Origin of the sequence: Thioclava arctica (assembly GCF_040892615.1) — a bacterium.
In the GTDB taxonomy this organism is placed as follows: Bacteria; Pseudomonadota; Alphaproteobacteria; order Rhodobacterales; family Rhodobacteraceae; genus Thioclava; species Thioclava arctica.
Genome location: NZ_JBFRYC010000002.1, coordinates 250,306 through 274,695 on the forward strand (window position 1 = coordinate 250,306; position 24,390 = coordinate 274,695).

The window sequence follows — 24,390 nt, forward strand, 5'->3', positions numbered from 1 at the left end:
GTTTGATCATTGCGCGCTGCCAAGTTGCACCGCGGGTCCCTGTCCGCCGACCAGCCCAATATCATGGGCCACACCGTCGATGTAGACTTTTTCTCCGTCCGTATAGACCGTGCTGGTGCGTGGCTGTTGCTTGTAGAACGCCCAGAACGGCGTGCCCGGCCCATATCCCCAATCCACGCCATTGCGCATCACCCGGATCGTATCGCGCACAAGGCCTGCGCCCGGGAAGTCCAGCAACTCAAGCTCGTTGGTAGCGTCGGGCGAGACATTATACTGAACCACATAGGCGTCCGAGGTACTTGCATAGCCTTTCAAATCAAGCGCAAAGGCGTAGGTCGGCTCGAAATACTGCACATTCGCATTGTAATGCGGGCGCGGCGTGCGGTTGTCAAACAGCAACGTTTGCAGCGGCGTGCGCACCCAAAGCGAGCCCGGCACGTAGGCGTTAGCAATGCTCACATCCTTTGCCGTGGTGTCGATCGTCGTGTCCACGAAGAACAGATCGCCGATATCAAGGCCCGCGGGCACATTGGCGGTGATCGTCGCCAAGGTTCCAACGCTGCCGCGACCGCCCGTCAGGGTCAGGCGCAGCGGGTTGGGACCGTTGGGCACCTGCGTGATCCCTGCCGTGACCGTTCCACCCCGCAAGACCAGCGAATCCGCGACCTGCAAGTCGGGCAGGTTCAAAACGCCCGTCGCATCGAAGGACATCGACTTGGCCTTGACCACGTTGATGCGGATGTCACCGGCATAGGTATCGCTGCCCGCAATCAAGTCAGCGACGTTGCCAACATCCAGCAGGTTTCCGATGATGTCCTTGCTTGAATTGATCGCCGCATCGACCCCGGCAATAACCGTATCAAAGCCGATCCCGTTGCCCGTCAACTTGACACTTCCAGCCGCGTCGATCGAGCCGCCGATGATCGCCCCGTCAGCCGAGGTCACATCCACATCTCCCGGATCGCCGGGCAATGCGCCCGTCGTCGTGATCTGCGTGAAGGTGGCGTCATTCTTTGCCAGCCAAGTCTGCGTGCCGGTGCTGGTCGCGGTGCCAACATCAAGCGCACCATCGGTTGTCTCAAGATGGACAGTGCCCGGCCCCTTCGTGCCCGCAGCAAGGGTCACAACGTTCATGTCCCCGTGTGACACAAGATTGACGTTGGCTCCCGCCCCGAGATCATCCACGCCCAAGGCGCCCTGTGTCACGATCTGGACATTAGCGCCCGCCATCGTCGACTGGGTATGGAAGTCGGCGCCCGCAGCGATATCGATGCTGCCGGTATCTGCGCTCAGTGTCGCTTGGGTAATCGCAAGCGGCGTGATCGCGTTGATATCACCAGCGGTGGCGCTTAGTGCGATCTTGGCGGTCTTGATGATCAGCGCATTGGCAACATTGCTGACCGGATCCGTCACGCTCGACCCGTCATAGGGCCAATCCAGCGGTGTCGTGTTGATCTTGGTCTGATCGCCAATCCCCGCACCCGACGTGATTTGCACCAATGCGCCCGCATCGGTGGTCTCGATGTCAAAGTCACGCGCCGGGTCGGTCCCGGCAAGGACATGGCCCGTGGCCGCGATGGTCACATCGCCCGACGCGCTCAGCGCCGTCACAAGTGCATCCCCACTATCCGTGGTGATATCGACGCTGCCATTGGACGCAATCAAACGCGCGCCGTTGAACATCTGCAGCGATCCGGCCGAGGTCAGGATGTTGCCCGCCGTCGTGGACACGGTGGCGTTGCCGGTGATCGACAGCTTGCCACCCACGGTCAATTGCAGCGGCCCGTTCGTGGTCACTGGCCCGTTGATCACCGCCGCCCCACCCGAAGAGAGCGAGATTGCGTTGGGTGCGAGTGCCGAGGTGATCACGAAGCTGCTGCTTGCCGGGCCATACAGATAGATCGCCCCAAGCGGCGCTGCCGCTGTGATCCCGCCCCCAAAGTTCGTGCCGACATTCAACGTCCGGCTGGACGCGCCAATATTGCCGCTTGTGGTGGTCAAAACGACATCGGTGCCAAGAATGTTGATCAGTTGATCATCATTGGCATTGGTGATGCCGCTATCGGCGGACACCGTAACATTGCCCGGCGAGTAGATCGTGTCGATGACCGCCGATCCCGTCACATCAAGGTCGATATCGCCCTGCGCGCGCGCCGTGATCGTGGCGCCGCTCAGCGGTGAAAGACGCATCGGGGCGAAACTCGGGCCCGTCGGATAAAGCGGGTTCAAGCCCGTGCCGATGCCACCCTGCGACGCCTCTAGCAGCAGATTGCCGGTCGCGACGATACCCGAGCCAACATTGGCAATCGGGCCAACAACCTGAATCCGGGCCTCTCCGGGAACTCTGATTGAGTCGAGCAGACCATTGCCACGCGAAGCCAGGTACGCCGTGCCATGATCCAATGTGCCGGGCGTGCCGGCCACATCAACATTGAGCGCGGTCTGCGCATCAAAGTTCAGGGGACGCTTGTTGAGAACCTGAATTGTCAAATCGGACTGCGCAACCAACTTGTTGGCCGCCGCGTGCAAGGCGGCACGTTGGATCTCCGTCATCGCGCTTTCATCCAAGCCCAGCGGCACAGTGACCTGCGTGTTCAGGATCCCTAGGCGAACGGCCTCGTTATAGGCGTCGATCTGGGCTTGGTTCGGCGATGCTGGCAAAGCACCGATCTTGTCGACGATGATCATCAGATCAGACCGTTCGGCCGAGGCAAGCGCGATCTTTTGCGCATCCGTCAGCGCGCTGGGATCAAGATCCGCCGGGATCAGCACCCCGACAGTGCTGGTGCCCGCACCGATGGTTTCGCCAATACCAACGCCCGCATTCAACGTGACGGTGTGACCTGAAACGTTGGGCGCTTTCAGCACCGGATTGGTTCCGGTGACGGTCTTCAAAGCCCCCGGTGACAGCGCAAAGGCCAATTGGCGATCGCTCCATGTGGAGCCACGCTTCAGGGCCGCGATATCATCGGGATGATCCACGGGGTTGTAGATATAGCCTGCGTCGTAGCTTGACGTAAGGCCACCAACCTCGGTGTTCAGGCGGTGATATTGATCGGTAAGTTGCGTCTGGTAATCCGCGATATCCACGCCCTGATCCACCAGTGTTTTATACTGCAAGGACGTCGGATCGAGTGTGTAATTGAACGTCGGATCATAGGCGGCACCGTTATCGGGCTGGCTTTGACGGATTTTCCAATAGGTTTTGTAATCGGCATTGCGACCGCTCGCAAAAGCGTCAATCGCAAGCTGGACCTTGGCGGTATTTTCGGCAGAGCCCTTGATCAGCCCCAGCGAATTCCAATAGCCCAGCAATTCGTTATAGGTCCGGGTATCGACGGTCTGAATCGGGTTGTTGTCAAGGATCTGGCCCGTGGTGTCGAGCAAGACATCCCCGCCCAGCGACACAACCTGATCAATCAGCATTGTGCCATCGGCATTCCCAGTCCAAGCCTGCGCGCCCGTCCCCCAATCGCTTGCGGTGATCCCGATATCGCCCGACGCCAGAACGCTGAGCCCATATTCGGGATCGGGGTTCACAGCATCGCCGAAGTTGCGATTTGCCAGCGAATAACCGGTGTTCACCTGCAGCGGATTGGCGATCGAGCCGATCGCGCCGTTGCCAGCGCTCAGCGTCACGCGCGGCGCTTGAATAAGAGCTGCGGTATCAACGATCGGATGGTTGGTGTTGGGCGCAATGAACTGCGCCGCCTGCCCGGCTTGAATGTCCTTGCCGACACTGATGTTGACATGGCCATCGCCCGCAGCGGGATTGCCCGCAGCCGTCACCCTTTGAATGAGAACGCCATTGGGCGCGTTCAGATTGACATTGCCCGCAGCCGCCGTCGCGATCAGCGCGCCGTTGCCATTTGCCGCACCGTCCATGCGCAATTGCACGGGGGCGGTCACACCGGCCCCGATCGAGCCTCCGGCCGTCAGCGCAACCCGGCGCGCCGTTACCAGCGCCCCCGGATCACCCGAGAGGATCGAGTGACCCGCCCCGTTCGCTGCGATTTCAACATCCCCGTTGCGCGCACTGACCGGCCCATTCAGCGTCACTTTCGTGGGCGATGTGATCGATACTGCGGCCGTATTCTGACCGATAAAGTTGATCGCAATCGGGTAATCAGCCTTGAGGGCGTAGGTCTTGATGGTCGTGTAATACTGATCCAGCAGGTAGCTCGTGGTAACCGTGGAATCGATACACAGCGTCCACCAGTTACAGCTCCGGCTGCTTTGCCCCGTCTGCTTGTAGCTCGAGCGCGGATCGCTGAACGAGAAGTCACCCGTCACCAACTGATTGGGATTATTCGGATCTGTGACGGGGTCAAAGTTCAGGCTGCTATTGGGCGTTTCGGTGTAGTTCGTCGGGCTGGTGAGCAGGATCGCAGGCGCGCTGGCTCCCGTTCCGCTGCTCGTCACGATCGTTCCGTTAGAGGCTTTGAACAGAGTCGTCCCGGTCGGCGTATAGTCTTGGCTCAGATAGGTGCCGTCAGCCAGGCGCGTATCGGCGAGGACATTCGGCGCGCCGATAGACGAGAAGCTGGTATTGCTGCTGATCTCAAGCGCACTTGAGCCAAACAATTGCTGGCTCTTGGTCTGCACATTCACCTGAAGACGATAGTCTGTCGACGTCGTCCAGATGTAGCGCAGGTTGGAGGTTGTTGCATAGCTTGTCGCACGGTCCGCGCCGCTGACCGCGACCGGAGAAAGCGTTTGCCCCGCATAGCTGGGAATGCCCGTCGCCGTGTCCAAAGTCCCGGTTTGCGTAGCCACCATGATCTGGCCCGAGGCCTGTCCGGGCACATAATCGCGCGTATAAACAGTGTGTTTGACGTTGACCTTGGTTGGCAGGGATGCCGCGTCCACATGGGTAATGTCGGTGATGTCGATCACCCCGGCAGTGCCGCGACCCAGCGTTCCGCTCGTATCTGCGCCAGCGTCGATCGTCTGAAGAACCAGCGGGATGTTGCTGGCATTGGACACGTTGATCCGCCCGAAGCCGTCCAGAACATTGAGCTGTCCGCCGCTTGAAGCGGTGTTCAGGATCTGGCCATAGAGCTGGATATAGCCACCATGCACCTCGGCGCCATTGACGACATATTCCGCATTATCAACGTCATAGCTGGCACCAATATTATCGCCAGGGCTTGCGACTACCTGATAGGCAAGACTGCTGGCGCTTGTCGCTGCTTTGTAGGCGTTTGCCTGCGCGATCTTGAATTCCAGCCGTGGGGTCACACCCGTGCCGCTAATGTAATCCTTGATGTTGATCATCTGCGGCTCGCCGCCGCCCGATACCGGGATCACATAGATCGGGTTTGTCGAAGCATCGCGCGCGATCGCCTCGTTATAGTCGGTAATCGCGGCTCTGAGTGCCGTGGTATCAAGCCCGATCGGGTTGAGATTGAGCGTGATCACCTGCCCTTGATTGTTGGTCACTGTGGTGATCGCAGAGGGCGTCCCACCAGCGGTAATGCTTGCGCGATAGGCATCAGATTTCGCCTTGATCGCGGTTGACGAGACGCCGATCTGCATTGGATCAAGCGCCGTAAGCGTCGGATCCGCCGCCAGATTCAGCGACAGATCCACAATGCCCGACTGGATCGTGCTGTTGATGTTGAGATAGCGCGCGCTGATCGAGATCGCACCATTCGCAACAATGCCGATCCCGGCCTCGGCGGCGCTTTTGGGATTGTTGAAGCTCGCCGGATCGCCACCGATATGGTCAAACCCATTGACATAGCTGGAGACGAAATCGCCGTTCTTCGCCAGAATATTGACCGATCCGGCATTGATCGCGCCATAGACAAAGATATTGCCGTATTCGCTGGTAAGATCGACCGTCCCATCGACGTTGTTGACCACTCCATTGACGATCAGATCCGGCGGAGCCAATCCGCGCTGGTTTGCGGGCCAAGAGATGCTGGTCGGGTTGTAATTATTCGTCAAAGTCACGATTGGCCGACTGCTTGTCAGACCAGTGATAACCTGACTGAAGTTGCTTGAACTCGGCTGGCCGGGTGCGAAGGCGGCAACATCTTCCTTCGAATTCACAAGCACATCATTCACCCGGACATGGCCCGCGTCATAGGACGGCATCGTGATATTGTTGACCTTGAGCGACGCGGCCGTGTTGTTGGTCACGTTGATCTCGGCATTGCCGGGGGCAGACAGAATGCCCGTGCCGCCACCCGTCACGATATTGCCCGACAGGTAAATATTGCCAAGCCGCGCCGCGACATCATGCAAGGTGATCATCGGCGTTGAGGGGGCCGCAGCCGGGGCGGTCGAAGCCCCCGGAATCTGTGCGTTCAAATCTGCGATGGTCGCGGCCAAAGTCGAGGCTTGCGTGGCAAAGGTCGCGATCGTGTAGCTGCCAGCCGTCGGCGTGCTGCCGGTCAATGTCGAGACGCGGTCGCTTACCGTCGAATTCACCGAGCCAAGCGCCGTCGTCCAAGCGTCCACGAATGTCTTTGCGTTGGCCACGACGTTGAGATTGTTCTTCACAGCTCCCGTCGTGACGGCCCCGCCATTGGCACGTGTCGTCAGGTTCGTGAGATTGGTATTGATCGTACCCATCTTCGAGTCGAGGTTGTCACTGGCGGTCTTGATCGCGGTGTTATTGGTGACGATCGTGTTGAGCTTTGTCGCGATCTGCCCCTGTGCCGTGCTCACCTGTGCCGTGGTGGAGCTTGGGTTGTTGATGATCGCGATCAGGCCCGTGATATCCGCTTGCAGCGCCTCATTTGCCGCCTGCTTCGTCTTGATGGTTGATTGATAGCCAGTCGCGTCCGACAGCGCATTCGCGACATTGCCGTTATACGTGTTGTAATCCGCAATCAAAGCCTGGGCTGCGGCATAGTCCGGGTTCGGCTTGGTCCCGCCACTTCCATCGGGAATGGTCGCAGGTGTCGCGACGGCGGCCGTATAGGCCGACAAGGTCGCTGCCTGAGCACGCGTCGCTGCGACATAAGACGTATAATCGTTTGCCGTCCCGTTGTCATAGCTGTCCGCGATACTGCTTGGCAGCGCGTCACTGACGACAGTCGCCTGATTGGTGAAGCCGGTCGTGACCCCATCAAGCTGAACCTGTGTGGCGGTCTTTTGGTCGATCAGCTGCTGCTTTTCCGACTTGCCCGCCGCATAGGCGACAAGGCTGAAATTGCCGCTGGCATCGCGCGTCCCAAGTCCAAGTGCGATCAACTTCTGCTCAAGGAAGTTGATTTCGTTCTGATATGCGCCAAGCGCGACCGTGTCGCCCTGCGTATTCTTGATCAGCAGGTTCAACTGGTTCAGGCGCTGGATGATCACCGAATTATCCGCCGTGATCGTGCTGCGGTCGATCCCATTCTCGCCGATCGTGCCACTGATAACGATGCACGAGACGTTGGCGGGGTCGCAGGACGCGCCATAATTCAGCGTCAGCGATTTGAATTTCTGCAGCCCCGTCGCAACCAGACCCTTCAGGTCGAGACGTCCGGTCCCGGTATTGCTGGTGGTGCCACCGTGATAGTCAAAGGTGACTTCATCGCCCCCAAACAATTCGCTTACAGCACTCGCCGCTGCAGCCAAAGCCTGACGGTAAATGTCGGTGCCCGTGCCAACCGCAGACAGCGTGATATCGCCACGATCCGCGCCGATTCTGATATTGCCCGCAGCCAGAATGCCTTTCAGCGGCGGCGGATTCGTATTGTCCGACGTGCCCTGCGTCACGCTCGCATTGTCGGTCAAATTGGCCTGAGCATCGGGTGAACCCGCAATTGGAATGGCGGAATTGTTGTACAGATCGATCGTGGTGTGCAGATTCACCGTCGAACGCGCACCCGTCGGGCTGCGGCCCGCATAGATATTGACCGTCGCGTGGCTGGGCAGCGACCCATCCGCTGGCGTGATCCCGTCGCTCGCCTCAATGCGGGCATCCGTGCCGATCGCGACCGTATTCGCGACCCCAAGATTGGCCCAGGAATGCCCATCCGGCGCCCCCGCAACCCCATAGGTGGTCGCTGCGCTGCGGCCATCCATCTCGGACTGGTTCCAAGCGCCGATATTGATATCGCCCACATCGACCAGCAAGGTGGCGTTTGAGCCGATATTGACAGTCGCGTTTTGGGTGGCCCCAAGTTCGACCACCGAAGACGCGGTCGCAATCGCGCCTGCCGAATCCAGCTTGGCTTTTTGATGCGTGATCAGTTCGTTATAAGCCTCGACCTGCAACAGCGAGAGGCCCGCAGTCGGCAGCAGCAAGCGAATGTCGCTATCCGCGCCGACATTGGCTTGGGTGTCTTGCGTGACCGAGACTTTCACCTTGCCCGCCGGCAGGTTCAACAAACCGCCCGAGCCGGAATCCACGTTCCAAGCAGCGTTATCGGCATTGAAAGCAGGAATCACCGCGTCGGTCAGCGAATACGCCGTTTGACCCAAGAAGAAGTTATGCGCTTTGCTTGCGGCCTTGATCGAAAGTTTGGCCGCGCGCACCCAAGCATTGTCGCCCAGATAGGCATTTACATCGGTATTGACCGTATGGTCCATCAAAGCGCCGCTGGCCCCAACAAGCGAGGCTTGCGTGCTATCCACAGAGCCGCCGAAAATTGCGCTATGGGTGGCGTTGATATCAACAAGACCGTTGATCACGCTGATCAGGAATTTATGGCTGGCCGAGCTGGTGTCGATATAGGCCTCGGTCGTGCCGGTCGCCGATGTCACACCCTTGGACGCGGCCCCCGCGACCACCCCGCCCGAGCCCGCAACGGCCGTGGCAAAGTTGCTATCGGTCCCATTCGCCGCGACGGTGAGGTTCCCTGCGGTGACCCCATTCATGTCGCTCATTGTGGCGCGCGTGTCGGTCGCAGATGTTGACTTGGCGTTGTTGCTGCCAAGGGCTGCGATTCCAAACACATAGCCGGTCGCATCCGCAGTTTGATGTGTTGTGGAATTGGCCTTGATCTCGACCAGACCGCTCGCATTGATGGTGCTGCCAGAGACATTCGTCTCGGCCTTGGAGTCATTCAGACTTTGGGCGTCGCTGCCCGCCAGCCCGACGAGAGCCCCTGCAACCGCAACGGCATCTGCCGTGTTGCTGCCTCCGGTGATCGTCGTCGCGATGTTGACCGAGCCGCCATCCAGAACCGAGCCGCCGTGAACGTCATTGGCCAGTGTCGCCTTGAGCGTGGAATGGGCCAGCGAAACGCCCGCAGCCAAGCCACCCGAAAGCGCCGCGCCCCCCGCATCGGTCGAGGCGCTGTTATTGGCGCTGACCGTGCTTGCGATCGCGCCGCTGGTGTAGATCTGTGCCGCGTTCATCTCGGTCGCGACCGTGGTGGTCACATTCCCCGTGGAAACCGCGCCCTGCAAAGCCGCGCCAATACCGCCCCCTGCTGCAACCGTCTTGGAAATGACGCCATCATTCGACGAGGCGCCAAGCGCCACGCTTGCGCTGCGCGACACATCGGTCCCGATGGTGACGCCCTGATCACTTGTCGCCCCTGACGCATCCGCCCCAAGTGCGGATTTGGTTTGCCCGCCGATGCTTGCTTTCGCGACCGAAACCCCTGCCGCGCCCGAAATTCCGAACGACAGCCCCAAGGATTTGACATCAATCGTGCGCGTCGAGGTGGCATTCACGGCAGCCGCACCGCTCAGCGCGATGTTCGCCCCGTTGATATAGGCGTAAGTATCTGAATCATCGGAAATAACCGAAACAGCCGCGGCCAGCCCGAACCCACCGGCAGCCCCCACCACAGCATTCGTCTTCAGCGCATGAAGGGTCTGCGCATTCAGCGTCAGCCCCGCCGAAGAGATATTGGCCGCTCCCGAAAGCTGCGCGGTGTTCGTCGTATCGACATTTTGCACCACGATGCCCGCGCCAACCCCGGCGACACCCGCCGCCGCAGCCCCCGCCGTAAAGGTCGTGTTCAGCGCGTCATAGCTGCGCACGCCCAGCGCGTTTCCTGCCGTGATATTGGCACGTCCGATATTGGCCGAGGTGCCCGCCGGAACCGAAAGCCCCGTGCTTGGCGCAGTGTCGAGCGTGATCGCCTCGCGCGCGGTCTGTGCGCGTGTGCTTGCGTCTTTCACATGGCTGTCGGTATCGCTGCTTGCAAACAGGCTGCTCACACCGGCCCCAGAGTTGTCATTGGTCTGACCGCTGGCTTGATCGGTGATATCATTGAGCGTGAATTTGCCATCGCTGGCATCGCTCATCTTGTCATCGGCCTCACCGCCCGGGGTGATCCCGTTGCCATAGTCATACACCGCGATCGCAGCCCCGATCGACACAACCCCCGCAGCGCCCGCCACGATAACCGAGTTGCCTGCCTTGTTGGACAACGCATTAACCAGAATATCATTCTTCGCCGTCATGGTGACATTGTCAGCGACACTCGCGCTGGTCGTGGTCTTGATCACACCGACATCCACGGTGCCCGCAAGCCCGACAAAACCAACGGCAAGGCCACCGGCATAGACGTTGGAGATCGACGTATCGCGCGCCGTCACAATCACATCTTGCGCACCCGAGGCGCCCGCTTGCGCCACATTCTGGTTGATCTGCGCATTGGCCCCGATATTGGCCGTGGTCGTGATATTTTGCAGCTGCACCGTCACGACACCGCTGATCCCGGCATACAGCCCGCCCGATGCCGAAGCGGCAATCGACAGGTTGCTCTCGCCCGAGGTCGCCGCGACGTTGATCCCGCGCGCCGCCATGGTCGAGGTCATATTGGTCCCGGTGTAACCCGCAAAGCTGTTGGCGCTATTGCCAAGCGCCGTCACATCGGCATTTGCCGCGATATCAGCCGTCGTGGTCTTGTTGATCGACAGCACACCGATGGCACCGCCAACCCCGGCCGCGCCAAGCCCGACCGAAACCGAACCGTTCATCGAGGCCACGCGCGTCTGATCATCCGCCAGAACCTGCACATTGCCACCCGCCACCGTGGTGCCGCCAAGTTCGGCCGTCGTCACATCGGTCACCGAAATGACGCCAACACCGCCCGCCAGCGCAACAGTGCCTGACCCCGCCGCCGCCGCCGAGAAGGCGCCAAAATCTGCCTGAGCGCGCGCCGTCACAGCAACATCGCCCTGGGCCGCCATGGTCGCGCCCGTATCGACCGTCGCCTTCGTGGTGCTATTCACCATCGCGACCGTGACGCCCGCACCCGCTCCAACGCTCCCGCCAAGGGCAACCGCCCCGGCAATGCCAAGATCGTAAGTGTCGCTTGCAGCGGCAACCGTCACGCCCTGATTGGCGTTCACCGCCCCCGCCAGCTTGTTGATCTGCGCCGCGCCAATGCTCGCCTGCGTGTCCGAGGTGATCAGCGGCACGTTGCCCGAAAGAGCGACCGCCGCAGTGCCCGCACCGCCAAAGCCAACCTCAAGCGAGCGCACTGCATTCGAGGCGGCCGCATTGACCACAACGCCATGCGCGGTCTGCGAATGGGCCGTGGAATTGCGCGTTTTGGTCAGCAACGAAATGCCCGTGTCGCGCGCATCCGCAGCCGTCAAACCGACAGTGCTGGCAGAGCTTGCATTCGCCGCGGTCAAGCCGGTGGAACTATCCCAATCGGGCAGCTCCGCGCCTTGGAAGTTATCCGCGAATGCCGTGAAGCTTGTATCAAAATCAGACACATAGGTAACTCCAGCCCCATTCCCCAGCGCGGTCACCTGTGCGAGATCCGCAATCACAGCATGGGTCGTGTTGTCAATGATGACGATTCCGACAGACGCCCCGATACCAGCACTGCCGCCAACCCCGGCCGAGCCCACCAGTGAATCCACGGTGGCGAAATCATTGGCCAGTACGGCCACGTCGTCATTGGCAAAGACCTTGGCGCTTTCTCCGATGCGCGCCGTCGTGGTGTTTTCGATGGTGTAGACTGCGACAGCACCGGCCAGACCGGCGCTTTGGCTCACACCCGCACTAAGTGCGATCGTATTGGCCGCTTCGCGACTTTGCGCGCTAACCCCAACATCGTTGGCCGTGACGGCGGCATTATCGCCGATCGTGGCGGAAACGGTCTTGCCGAGAACGCCGACAGCCACACCCGCGCCCGCACCGACGGAGCCGCCGATCCCGACAGCTCCGGGGAACGTGTCAAGCGTCGTGTCATCGCTCGCCGTGACAGACACATCCCCGACGGTTCCGCTTTGGCCAATCTGGGCGTAGGTGCCAATCTGCGCTTCGGTCGTAGTATCAAGCACATAGGTGCCAGACCCCACCCCGACGCCAACACTTTGCGACGCGCCCCCAGCCACCGCAAAGGTCTTGCCGGTTTCGCTGGCACTGGCGGCAATATTCAGCGCACCCGATTTCGAGATTTGCACCGCGTTCGCGGCACTCGTGCCATCGGCCAAGGCGGCCCGCGTCACATTGTTGATTGTGACAACCGAGACCCCGGCCCCGATTCCCGCACTGCCACCAATCCCAAGGCCACCCGCGACGCTGAGATTGTCGAAACCGTTATTCGCCAGCACCGAGACATCGCCCGAAGCCGCGATACGCGCCCCTGCCCCAACCAGGGCCTCGACGTCACTGTCAGAGACCAGAACGCTCGCCACACCGGCCACGCCCACATTGCTGCCAGCCGCCGCGCTGACGCCGATCACCTTGATCGATTGCGCGCCATCGGCCGAAATATCGACGGCACCCGCATCAATCAATTGCCCGTCTGCCGACAGTTGCGCGGTCGTTTTCCCCGTGCTGGAGACCACTGAACTGGAAACGCCCACACCAACCTTGCTGCTAAGCGCGACACCGCCCGAAAGCGCCTTGGCATCCAGCGCATTCTTCGCAGAGATCGTGACATTCCCGCCATTTGCGTCAACGCTGGTGGCTGCCGTGCTTGCGGGGGTCGTCAGGCTTTTGCCAATGGCCGCCGAGGTGTCATCCGAGAACACCATGACCGAGAATGAGCCCTGAACGGCAACTTTGCTCGCCTGCGCGCCACCAATCGCCTCGGTGTAATAATTGCCCGTGCTAAAGAGCGGCTGATTGACGATATTCTCTTGGAAATCTTTGAGGTCGGTAAAGTTGAACGCGACCGTGGGGTCGATTTTCTTGTTGGTTGCGGCGACCTTGACCGCCCCCGAGGTCAGCGACGTGCCCGCACCGATATTGGCGGTATAGCTGTTGTCCGAAACGACAACGGCAACCGAGGCGCCAATCCCCGCCTGACCGCTGGAACGCGCGACACTTGTGGATTTCGCGCTCATTCGGCTGGCGTTATCTGCAGTGACATTGACCGCACCGACGCGGCTCAGGCTGCCGATGGTGACATTGTCACCGATCAAGGCTGCAGTCGTTGTGTTGGACACGTCAACCGCCAAGGCCCCGGCAACACTGACTTTTTTCGAAGATGCCCCGGCATATGCCAGCGCAGACAAGCCGTTGAGGAAATCGGTCTTACCCGCCTCGTGCGCCATGTTCTGGCTGCTATCGGCCGTCACATTGATCTCGCCCGCGCGCGCAATCGTCGCACCATCAGCGATTTGCGCCGTGGCGCTATTGTTGGAAATGCTCAGCGCGACGCCCACGCCCACGCCGATCTGTGCGCCTGTCGCAGCCCCGTCACCCTTGGTCGCGATATTGGTTTCGTTGCGCGCCGACACCGTCAGATCGTTGCTCAGCGAGACCGTGACCGCACCCAGCGTGGCGGTGACGGCATCTTGCGCTGCTGCGACCCCAACGGCCGCCGCGACAGTGACCTTGGCCCCGCCCTTGCCGGTTTTTTGGTCCGACCCGTCGGTCCCTTTTTGGTAATTCTTGGTCTCATCAAGGGTCTTCGTGCTTTCGGCATCAGAGGTTTGCGAAGGTTCCTTGTCTTTGCCACCGCCTGCGCTGGCATCGGCATAGGCCTCATAGCTGCGCGTGGATTCCGCTGAAATTTCAAGCGAATCCGCCATCAAGTTGCGTGCAAGCTCTGCCGAAGTCGCGGAAGTATTCTTAAGATCGGTCGCCTTGTCACCGCCCCCTGCAATCACCGCAACCGCCGCACCGACGCCGACCTTGCCACCCTTGGCCTCGCCCGTGCCCGTCGCAGTGTTTTCGCCGCTATTGGTGGCCGCAATTGTGACATCGCCCGCCGTGTTGATCGCGTTGCCGGTTCCGATGCGCGCGCGCGTCGTCTGATCCAAAAGCGCGAGTGCCACCACCGCGTCAATCGCGATGCCGCCCTCAGAGCCTGCCTTGGCCTCGGTTTCGGTCGAGATGTCGGAATTGGCCAGCACCGAAATGCCCGCCCCGTTATTGAAGGCCGCGCCATCCTTGATCTCGGCGATGGCGTCGGTGGTGATCAGGTTCAGCGCCACCGAGGCGCCAATTCCGACCTTGCCGCCGGTGGTCGCACTATCATCAACCGGTGTGGCGCTGGCATTGGCCACCATCTGCTGATCGGCGGAAACCGTCGAGGCACCCGCGTTCGCATTCACAATCGCGCTGCCCGAAACCGTAGCCTCGCTTGAAGAGTTGATCAGGTTCAGCGCCAATGCGCCCGCAAGACCAACCGTGGTGCCACCTGCGCCCGACTTGGCGTCGGTGATGAATGTATCGACATGCGGCGTGTCCAGCGGTGCGGCCTTGAGCGCGGAAACCGTCACACCATCGGCGCTGTAATTCGCAGCCCCAAGGCTTGCGACATTGCTTGAGGTGATCGCGTTGACCGCAGCGGCGGCCCCGATCGACACTTTGGAATCTGCCGTACTTGCATCGGCCGTAACCGACCCATCCGTGGCATTGATCGCCAAGACCGTCAGACGACCACCCGCCGTGATATTCTGGCCATCCGGCAACGCCGCACTGACCGAAGACGTCACCACATTCACACCAATCGCGGCGGCTACCGAAAGCTTGCCTTCGCTCGTGCTCGCCGAGTGATCTTGATTGGCAGTCTCTGTCGTTCCGGCCTGCTGATCGGCATCGCCCACATTGCTGTCAGATTGCGTGGTCTTGGCAAAATCGAGCTGTCCCGTGACCCGGTCATCGACATTGCCTTCGCCATCGCTGGATTCATCGTTGCTGTCTGCGCCAGCGGCCCCCGAGGCCCCGGCCGTGACCGTAAGCGTCCCCGCAGAGCTACCTGCGGCCTTGAAGGTCACATCACCCGTCGTCGCCGTAATCGAGCGCCCCGTCGACACGACAACCTTATCGGTCACCAGCGCCAGCGAAAGCGCCGCACCGACAGCCGCCTTCGATCCCGCCGCTTTTGCCGAAGCCGAGGTCGTCTCGGTCGCGCTCTGCTCGGCCTCGACTGCGACTTCACCGACAACAGTCAAGGTGCTGGGATCGCTGCCAATTGTGGCGCTTGTTGTGTTGGTGACGAGCGCCAGAGACAGCACAGGCACGATCCCGACACCGCCCGAAGCGCCCGCTTCGGCCTCGGTTTCGATCTCATGCTCGGCCTGCGCCTTGAGGGTCAAGGACTCTGCATCGTTAAGCGTCACGTTATCGCCGATCTTAGCAATCGAACGATTGCCGACGATATTGATCGCAGCCGAAGCCCCCAATCCAAAAGTGCCCCCTGCTGTGCCCTCGACCGGCAGCGCCTTGGCGGTTTCCTTGGTCTGGTTGTCCGCCGTGATCGACACCGCGCCATGCAGCGTCACAATGGCATCATCAGCGATGCTGGCGACGCTTTGCGTGTCGATCAGGTTCAGCCCCAGCGCGCCGGCGATACCAATCTTGGAGCCGCCCGCCCCCGAGGTCGCACTGGCAAGATAGCTGTCTGCGCGGGTCGCCAAGCTTGCGGGATTTGCGGCCAGCGATGCCACATCCAACTTGCTTGCTGAAATCTCAAGGCTTTTGACGTCATGGGTTGCAGCCCCCAGCGTCGCGTCATTGACCGCGTGGACCACGTTCACCGAAACCGCAGCGCCGATCCCGACCTGCGCCTGCGCGCCCTCTTCGCCAACCGCAGAGGCGTTGGTCGTGGCTTTACCATCAGTGTTGCTGGCGGTCAGAATTTTGAGCGCGCCCGTGGGCGAGGAAATGCTGATATCGTTGGGAACGCTGGCCAGAACGGTGGCGTTCTGGATGTTCACCGCAACGCCCGCCGCAACGGTGACTTTGCCTTGGCTGGTCTCGGCAGAGTGGTTTTCAGAGGCTGCCGTATCGGTCGCGCCCTGCTGTTCGGCGTCGCCAACGCCCGATGCGTCTTGCTGATCGCGTGCGCTGCTCAATTGGCCATCGACCGTGTCATCCACGGTGGCGTCCTGACCGGCTTCGGCATTGCCGGACTCATCAGCCGGGGCACCGCCAGAGGCGCTTGCCTCGGCGCTCAGCGTGTTGAGCGAGGCCCCTGCGGCGGAAATGGTCACATCGCCACCCGCCGAGATGTTACGATTGGTGGTCGCGGTGACCGTGTCATTCACAAGGTTCAGCGCCAAGGCCGCGCCAACCGCCGCCGTGCCGCCCGCAGCCTGCCCTTTGGCAGACGTCGTCGCACTGGCTTGCTGAATCGCGGCAATGGTGACCTGACCCGAGGTCGTAACGCCCGCCAGCTGCGTACCAAGCTGTGCCATGGTCGTGTTGTTCACCATCGCAAGCGCAACCACCGGCGTGATCGACACACCGCCCGAAGATCCGGCCTCGGCGGTGGTGGTGATATCGTGCACGGCGCTGGCCGAAAGGGTGATGCCCCCCGCCCCGTTTAGCGCGGCACCATCGCCCAGAGTGGCCGTCGAGCGGTTGGCAACGATATTTATCGCGACCGAAGCGCCAATCCCGACCTTGCCCCCCGCAGCGCCCGTTTCATCAGGCAGCGCGGTGGCGGTCGTAGTCGTCTCGTTATCGCTGCTCAGCGTCAGATCGCCGCCCGTCAGCGTCACCGTCGCGTTATCGGCGATGGTGGCCTGACTTTGCGTATCGACAAGGTTCAGCGCCAGCGATCCGGCCAGCCCGACCTTCGAGCCCCCCGCGCCCGATGTGGCGCTGGTAAGATAGGTATCGCCAAGCGCATCAGCAGGATCACCCGCGACCAGCTTTGCCACATCCAGCTTGAGCGCCGAAACAGTGACAGAGGTCGCGTTCACCGTGCCATCACCCAAGGTGGCATCGTTTTTGGTATGCACCACGTTGACCGCGACAGCGGCACCAATGCCAACGGCAGCAGGCGTATCGCCCACGGCGGTCCCGTCCGTCGTGACCGATCCGGTCGTGTTATTCGCAGTCTCAACGCTCAGCGCGCCACCTGCGGTGATCGAACGCCCATCGGGCACGCCAGCGCTGACAGATGCGGTCTGGACATTCACGCCCACCGCGGCGGCAACCGTGACCTTGCCCTCACCCGTCGAGGCCGAACGCCCGCTTTCATCGGCGGCACCATCTGCGCTGGCTTGCTGTTGCTCACTATCGCCAACCCCAGCGCTGTCTTGCTGATCAGAGGCATGGGTCAGGTTGCTTGTGACCGTGCTATCGACATTGATGTCCTGCCCGGGCGCAGCGTCGCCGTTCTCTTCTGCGGCCTCAGCGCCAGAGGCACTCGCCGTGGCCTCAAGCGTATTCAGCGAGGCCCCCCAGCTGCGCAAGCTTACGTTGCCAACCGCGTTCAGATCGCGCAGCGTGGTTGCCGAGACGCGATCATTGACAAGCGCGACCGCGACAGCCGCCCCAATCGCGGCCTTGCTGCCCGCAGCGGTGCCCGAGGCCGTCGTGTTTTCGGTTGCCTGCTGGCTCGCCAAAATACTGATATCACCCGCAGACTGCTGCACCGATGTGCCAGTGCCAAGCTGTGCTGTGGTGGTGTTGTTCACCAGTGAAAGCGCCAGGGCCGGCGTGACGGAAATCCCGCCGCTCGAACCCGCTTCGGCCGTGGTGGTGATCGCGTGCACTGAATCGGCTGAGAGCGTCAGCGATCCAGGGGTGCTGATGCTCGTGCCGTTTGCCACGCTTGCGATGGTCCGGTTGGCCACGATATTGCTGGCAACCGAGGCCCCAACGCCCACATTGCCCGTCGCCCCGGTGGTGTCGGGAATCGCGCTGGCGGTCGAGACCGAGTCATCCGTGGCACGGATTCCCACATCGCCACCGCTGATCGCGACGGGACCCGTGGCTGTGACGCTGGCTTGGCTTTGCGTGTCGACAAGGTTCACGGCCAGCGACCCGGCGACTCCGACGCTGGTTCCGCCTGCGCCTGACGTGGTGTGCGTGACGAAGCTGTTGGCCCCACCCGCGCGCATCTGCGCACTCAGATCGAGGCTGCCCGCAGTGATGCCCTGACCGCCCAAAGTGGCGTTATTTTGCACTTTCGCCAAGTTGATGCCGACCGCCACACCTACACCAACATTCGAGTCCAGCGCCGACCCGTCAGCCGTCACATCGGCGCTATTGGAGGTCTGCGTGCGGATCGCGGCGCCCGCGGTGATGTCCGAGGCGCGATCGGACGTCATGCTGGCCGTGGTGGTCGATGTCAGATCCGACAGTGCAAAGGCACCGACAACCGACACTTTGCCCTCAGATGTGCTCTCATAGGGCTGATATTCGGGATCATCGAGATAGGTCGCAGCCTCACTGCCCGCTTGGGGCTCTGATGCGCCGCCCGCAGTCGCTGCGGCAGTGGCCACACTATCGGTTGCGCTGATCGCATCAAGCGACAGGCTGTCAGCGCGGATATAGCCCGAGGCATCGACCGTGGCTTCGGTAATCGCCTTGACCACGCTGACGGCGACGCTTGCGCCAAATGCGGCGGCGACGGGCGTGGCATCCGCATGGCTGGTGACCGTGTTGGTTGCGCCCAAGCTGGCCGCCCCCGCGATGATCAGATCGGCGGTGCCGATATGGGTCGTGGCCGAGCTGTTCACCGTCGAAACGGCTACCGCGCCATCGGCGCTGGAATTAGCGGGAACCAGGGACTTGGTCGCGATCTGGCTGTCGGCGGTTGCGATAGAAGACAGATCGGCGCTGGCGGCCTGGATATTTGCGCCACCGATAACATCGACCGAGGCACTGACATTGGTAACCACAACGCCAATTGGCAAATTGGCGGCCGTAGCCGCCGTCGAAGCCGTGGCCCGCGCCGTCAAAGCGCCAGAAGCGGTGATTGTTCCGCCATCAATCGAGACGGCCGCGTTCGCTGTTGGCGTTGAGGCCAAGATCGTCAAGGGCGCAGCCGTGGAACTGGCCAGCAGATTCACATCACCACCACGGACTTCGCCAGCGATGGTGATTTGGGCCGTTCCGCCCGTGGCTTGCGTCGCGTTCAGCGTCACAGTGCCCGCAGTGCCGCCGCCAAGCGCTTGCGCGTTCAGCAATCCGCCCGCAGCCACACTGATCGTCGGCGCGGTTAGCGTGATATCGCCCGAAGCCCCGCCCGATAGCGTCGTGTCGATGCTGCCACCGGCCTCGATGGTGATCGAATTATCGGCTAGAATTGACGTATTCACACCTGCGTTCAGGATCGAATTTCCAGCCGTGATCGTTACGTCGATCGGGTCGATCAAAAGCGTGCCACCCGCCCCGGTATCGGACAGAAGATCAAGCACAACCGCGCCGATTTCAGCGTGCTTGCCGCTCAGTTCGACAAAACCACCCGCGCCGCTTCCCGCGCCATGGGCAGACACCACCGCCCCGGTCTGGGCGAAAAGTGAGCTGCCAGCATAGACCACGATCGTGCCGCCGATACCTGCCTTGCCCGCACCATCAGCGCTGAGTTCCGCGGTGGGCGCGAGGGTCGTGTCGCCCCCCGATTTGATGTTGATCTTGCCGCCCTTGCCCGAGGCACTTGCCCCTACGCGGACCTTGCCGCGAATATTGGCATTGCCAGCCGCCACGATCGAAATGACGCCATTGCGGCTGACCATCGCGCCGCCTTCGCTCAGGCCGCTGGAATTCACCGTCGCGTCAAAACGCTGGCGTTGGGTCAGTTGATCGGCCGTTACGCGGCTCCCGGTCGGCCCGGTCAGCGTTACGTTCTGACCATCCAGCGTAATGCCATTTTGCGCATTGATCACGCCCGAGATCGAAATGAACCCCGACGATGACAGCGGGATCTCGCCACGCATCAACTTGCCCGCGGCATCCTGATTGATCGTGCCATCCGCGCCAATCACGGATTCCAGGAACTTGTCGGTCGGCGTGTTGACCGTCAGGGAGCCGACATTGACCACCCCGGACTGTCCCACGATAAAGCCATGAGAATCCGAGAAAAAGACATTGCCGCCGATCTGGCCACTTTTATAGGAGTTCAGCACGCCATCAATCATCACCGGCCCGTCGCGCACGATATTGACAAGGTTTCCGGTGCCGTCGGGCAGATACAGGTTTACCGTGGTGCCCGCGCTCTGCTCGAATTTGCTAAACGAGTTATAGCCAGTGTTTTGCGAGATTGTTGCGGTGGTAATCCCGGTTTGGCTGCCATTGACCGTCACCGTCGTTTTGGTGCGGCCATCCGTGATGATCGTATTGCCAGTCGCAACCGCATCTTGCGCAAAAACGCTTCCGCTGCCTGCCAGCGCAGCAATTGCGCCAAGGGCGATCGTGCCGACGCCAAAGCGCAGACTTTCGCCAAGCGAGCGATGCGTTGGTTCGGGCCCATGTGCGAAAGCCGCAAACTGAGGCTGAACCACAGTCTTGATACGGCGGGAACGACGACGATGGGCCCGATGGGACATTAGAATGATCCTTTAGGGAGCTTGAAGATATCAGGCTCGTTAGGGGCAGCCGAATAAAGCAGATCAAGACTGGCGGGCGTCAGCGTATTGCCCCCGTCCTGCCCTGCCGAGAATGCGCCCTGAAGCAGCAACAGCGTCACGTGATCTTGGGCATCGACACCGCGGAACATCAAAATCCCGCTGCCAATGACAACATTGGTCTTGATCGAATTCTGCGCGTAGGCCTCGCCCATGAAATGATTGCGCAGCAACTCGCCGTTTTCATACAGCATCGACGCGGTCATCGTGGGGTCGGTCTTTTCGCTCCAGGTGACACCCACCTGGATCAGCTTTTTGGTCAGGTAGCCAAAGACGTAGGAGACCTGCGCAATCCCACCGTGCCGGATCAGGTTTGGCACCGAAACCGTAAGAATATGCGTGCGCTCGACCGAGTGTTCCCCGGTTTGAATCGCATCATCCTTGATCTCGAAATCCGACAGGATCGCGGCGCGCACCGCCGCTTCATCCATCCCGAAGCGCGCCGAGCGGAACCCCTCGACCACGCTTGTTTCCTGCGCGCCCTCTTGGGCGGGGGCCTCGGTCTCGGGCTGAGCGACGGTCGTCTCGGGCGACACGTCGGCTTGCGACAACTCCGCATCAACCTCGATCGGCTGGCTGCTGGATTTCGTGGTATTGGCTGTTTTGGTCATTAGAAAGACCCTTCCGGGAGTTTGAAAATATCAGGGGCGTTGGGGTCAGCCGAATACAGCAAATCAAGACTGGCCGGTGTCAGCGTCTTGCGCCCGTCATCGCCAGTCGTGAAAGTCCCCTGCAGCAGCAAAAGCGTCGCGTGGTTATCGCTATCGGCCGCGCGAAACATCAGAATTCCGTTGGGCAAAGCGACATTCGTCTTGATCGTTTCGGGTGCGTAGGCCTCGGCCATGAAATGACTGCGCAGCACGTCGCCGTTGTCATACAGCATCTTCGCCGTCATCTTCGGATCAGTTTTGCCGCTCCAGGTGACGCCCACTTGGATCAGTTTTTTGGATGAATATCCAAACACATAAGACACTTGGGCCATCCCGCCCTCGGGGATCAGATTGGGCACTTCGATGGTCAAGATCTGAGTCCGCTCGACGGCGTTTTCTCCGGCCTGAATCTTGTCCTCTTTCGTGGCGAAATCCTTTGCGATCGCTGCGCGAACCGCCTTTTCAACCATCCCGAACTTAGCCGAACGAAACCCATCAACCGTGATCGTGGCGCGCGCGTCGGCCGAGGCTTCAGGTTTTGGCAACGGGGCTGCAGTCGCGGTATCCGAGAACGCGGGAGTCACCGCTGCGGTCGCAAGAAAGCTCGCCACTCCAAGCGCGACAAGGAGGGGGCGGGAGGCAGAAAATTTTCGGCGAAACGACATATGTTCCTCTTGGGTCAATACTATGGCTCCGAGCAGACGTGCCCGGCTTGTGTCACTTGGACGGGGCGTGATGGCTAAATTGCACATCACGCTCAGCTTTCCGCGCGCAGCTTAGCCGCACGCAAAATTCTCGAAGACTGACGGGAGAACACGCAGGATATGCGCGGCGACACCTTGCAGACTGCAAATGATTCGCATTGTGAAGACAGCGATTCCATGGCCGAATTAGCAGCGCTCACCTGCGACAATTTGCCTAATAGACGCACTTGCAAGCCGCGCCGCAATCGCCTTACGAATAAGGGAATTACACGCAGAATTGACGAATCGTTATCACTAACATTTCGACAGAAATCGTCCCCAAATGTGCGCAGACAATCCAACGCACCGTCCCCCCGGATTATTTATTGCCTATATTTAGAGCCAATTTTTCAAAAAATTCAAGCGTTTCGCCATTTTCCGCGGCAATTAGTTTCCGTTAGGACAAGGAAGCAACGCGATGCAGGCGCCAAATCGACACTGAAAGCGAGTCAACAATATGTGCGTTTATCGTGTCCCAATGCGCATTGCACGCGGCCACAATCTGCGCCCTCAATCCATGCGCCCAAGCGTCCAAACCGTCCTCGCCCTGATGAGAGGCGGGTTTGAGCGGCATAATAATTTCAATCCGAAAAGTTATGGCCTGATACGTCCGCGCAATCGAATAGGACTGTGCCAAGCCCCTGTAAGCACAGCCAAAAGGACTGTAATTCCGCGATCTGTCGCAGCGCTTATTCTGGTTCGCCTTTACAGCAATATATCCAAGGCTCGGAGTTGAAACCCAACCCTAGATAAATGCGGCGATCACAAGGACCGCGAGGCGCGTATTGGGCCATTGCCGCACACGCCCCCCGGTCATCCCGTCTGCACCGATTGCACCAAAGAGACGTGCGCGATCTACGCGCGGGATATTGGATCGTCGCAGCTTGACCCGCTCAATACCACTTCGCGATCGGGGGCAGGCTCATTAGAACCGCATCCGCGTTATGCCCCGTCTCAAGCCCGAATTTCGTGCCCCGGTCATAGACCAGATTATATTCGGCATAGAGCCCGCGATGGCGCAGCTGGGTTTCGCGATCTTCCTCGGACCAATCTTGCACCCGACGTTTTTCGATCAGGGGCAGATAGGCAGGCAGGAACGCCGCGCCGACCGCTTGGGTAAAGGCGAAATCCTCGTCCCATGCGTCGGTGTTGAGATCGTCATAGAAAATCCCGCCCACGCCGCGCGCACGACCGCGATGGGGGATAAAGAAATACTCATCCGCCCAAGCTTTGAAATGATCGTAATAGGTGCCGTCATGAGCATCGCAAGCGCGCTTCATCTCGGCATGAAAATGCGCGGTGTCTTCGTCATATTCCAGGCACGGGTTGAGGTCTGCCCCGCCCCCGAACCACCACGCGCCCGGCGTCCAGAACATCCGCGTGTTCATATGCACAGCCGGGCAATGCGGGTTTTGCAGATGCGCCACAAGGCTGATCCCGGCGGCCCAGAAGCGCGGGTCTTCCTCCATGCCGGGCACGCCGCGCGCTGCCATCGCTTTTTGCGCGCGCGGGGCCAATTCGCCCCATACGGTCGAGATATTCACCCCGACTTTCTCAAACACCCGCCCGCCGCGCAGCACTGACATCTTGCCGCCGCCGTGATCCTCGCCATTGGGGCCGGTGCGCTTGGTCGGCGTCACTTCGAACTGGCCGGGGGCGGCATCGGCCAAGGGACCTTCGGCATGACTTGCCTCCAATCCCTCAAAGCCCGCCACGATCTGATCGCGCAGGTCCGAAAACCACTGACTGGCTTGCGCCTTGCGGGCGTCGAAATCCTCGGTTGCGTCGGTCATGGCTTGGCCTCCCATTTGCATGCGGGTTTGATAACAGGGCGATGTGCGCGCGAAAAGGGCGCGATTGATCCCAGCGGGCGCGCGCCGTAAGCTGGCGCAAAGGAGAACCCCATGCGCCCTGCCATTGCGTTGCTCGCCCTGATTGCCCTGACCGCCTGCGGCACCCCGCAAGAGCGCTGCATCCGCCAATCCACCGCTGAATTGCGCCGCATCGACACGCTGCTAGGCGAGGTGCAGGCCAATCTTGCGCGCGGCTATGCGTGGCAAAGCTATGAAACCACCTTAACCCGCTGGGAAGTGTGTGGCACGCGCACGGTGACAAAGGGGGATAAAACCTACGAAACACCGCGCATGTGTCTTGAGGATCATACCATCACGAGCCGCCGCGCTGTGCCGATTGATCCGGTTGTGGAAACCCGCAAGCGCGACAATCTGCTGGCCAAAAAGCGCGAGCTCACGGCTTTGGCGCAACGCCAGATCGCGCAATGCCGCGCCCTTTATCCCGAAGAGAGCAAATAGCGCGCG

The 24,390-nt window shown here is 60.8% G+C and carries 5 protein-coding genes; 1 reads left to right on the forward strand and 4 read right to left on the reverse strand.

All coding sequences use genetic code 11. The features are described from left to right. Positions 1-6 precede the first annotated feature (6 nt). The 4 genes from AB4874_RS04090 to hemF form a co-directional block, all read right to left on the reverse strand. On the reverse strand, positions 7-20,601 hold the full coding sequence (locus tag AB4874_RS04090) for a leukotoxin LktA family filamentous adhesin (RefSeq protein WP_368391039.1): 20,595 nt from the start codon (positions 20,599-20,601) through the stop codon (positions 7-9). Further along, the gene (locus AB4874_RS04095) at positions 20,601-21,290 is read right to left on the reverse strand and encodes a hypothetical protein (RefSeq protein WP_368391040.1); all 690 of its coding nucleotides are present in this window, start codon (positions 21,288-21,290) and stop codon (positions 20,601-20,603) included. The genes AB4874_RS04090 and AB4874_RS04095 overlap by 1 nt, the downstream gene beginning before the upstream one ends. Beyond that, positions 21,290-21,994 (reverse strand): hypothetical protein, encoded by a 705-nt coding sequence (locus tag AB4874_RS04100; RefSeq protein WP_368391041.1) that lies wholly within the window; start codon positions 21,992-21,994, stop codon positions 21,290-21,292. The genes AB4874_RS04095 and AB4874_RS04100 overlap by 1 nt, the downstream gene beginning before the upstream one ends. Before the next feature lie 971 nt (positions 21,995-22,965). Next, the gene (gene hemF / locus AB4874_RS04105; RefSeq protein WP_295531671.1) at positions 22,966-23,865 is read right to left on the reverse strand and encodes an oxygen-dependent coproporphyrinogen oxidase; all 900 of its coding nucleotides are present in this window, start codon (positions 23,863-23,865) and stop codon (positions 22,966-22,968) included. A gap of 111 nt (positions 23,866-23,976) precedes the next feature. Between hemF and AB4874_RS04110 the strand changes: the two genes are divergently transcribed. After that, entirely contained in the window at positions 23,977-24,384 is a 408-nt protein-coding gene (locus tag AB4874_RS04110) for a hypothetical protein (protein ID WP_295531674.1), read from the forward strand. Positions 24,385-24,390: the final 6 nt, after the last annotated feature.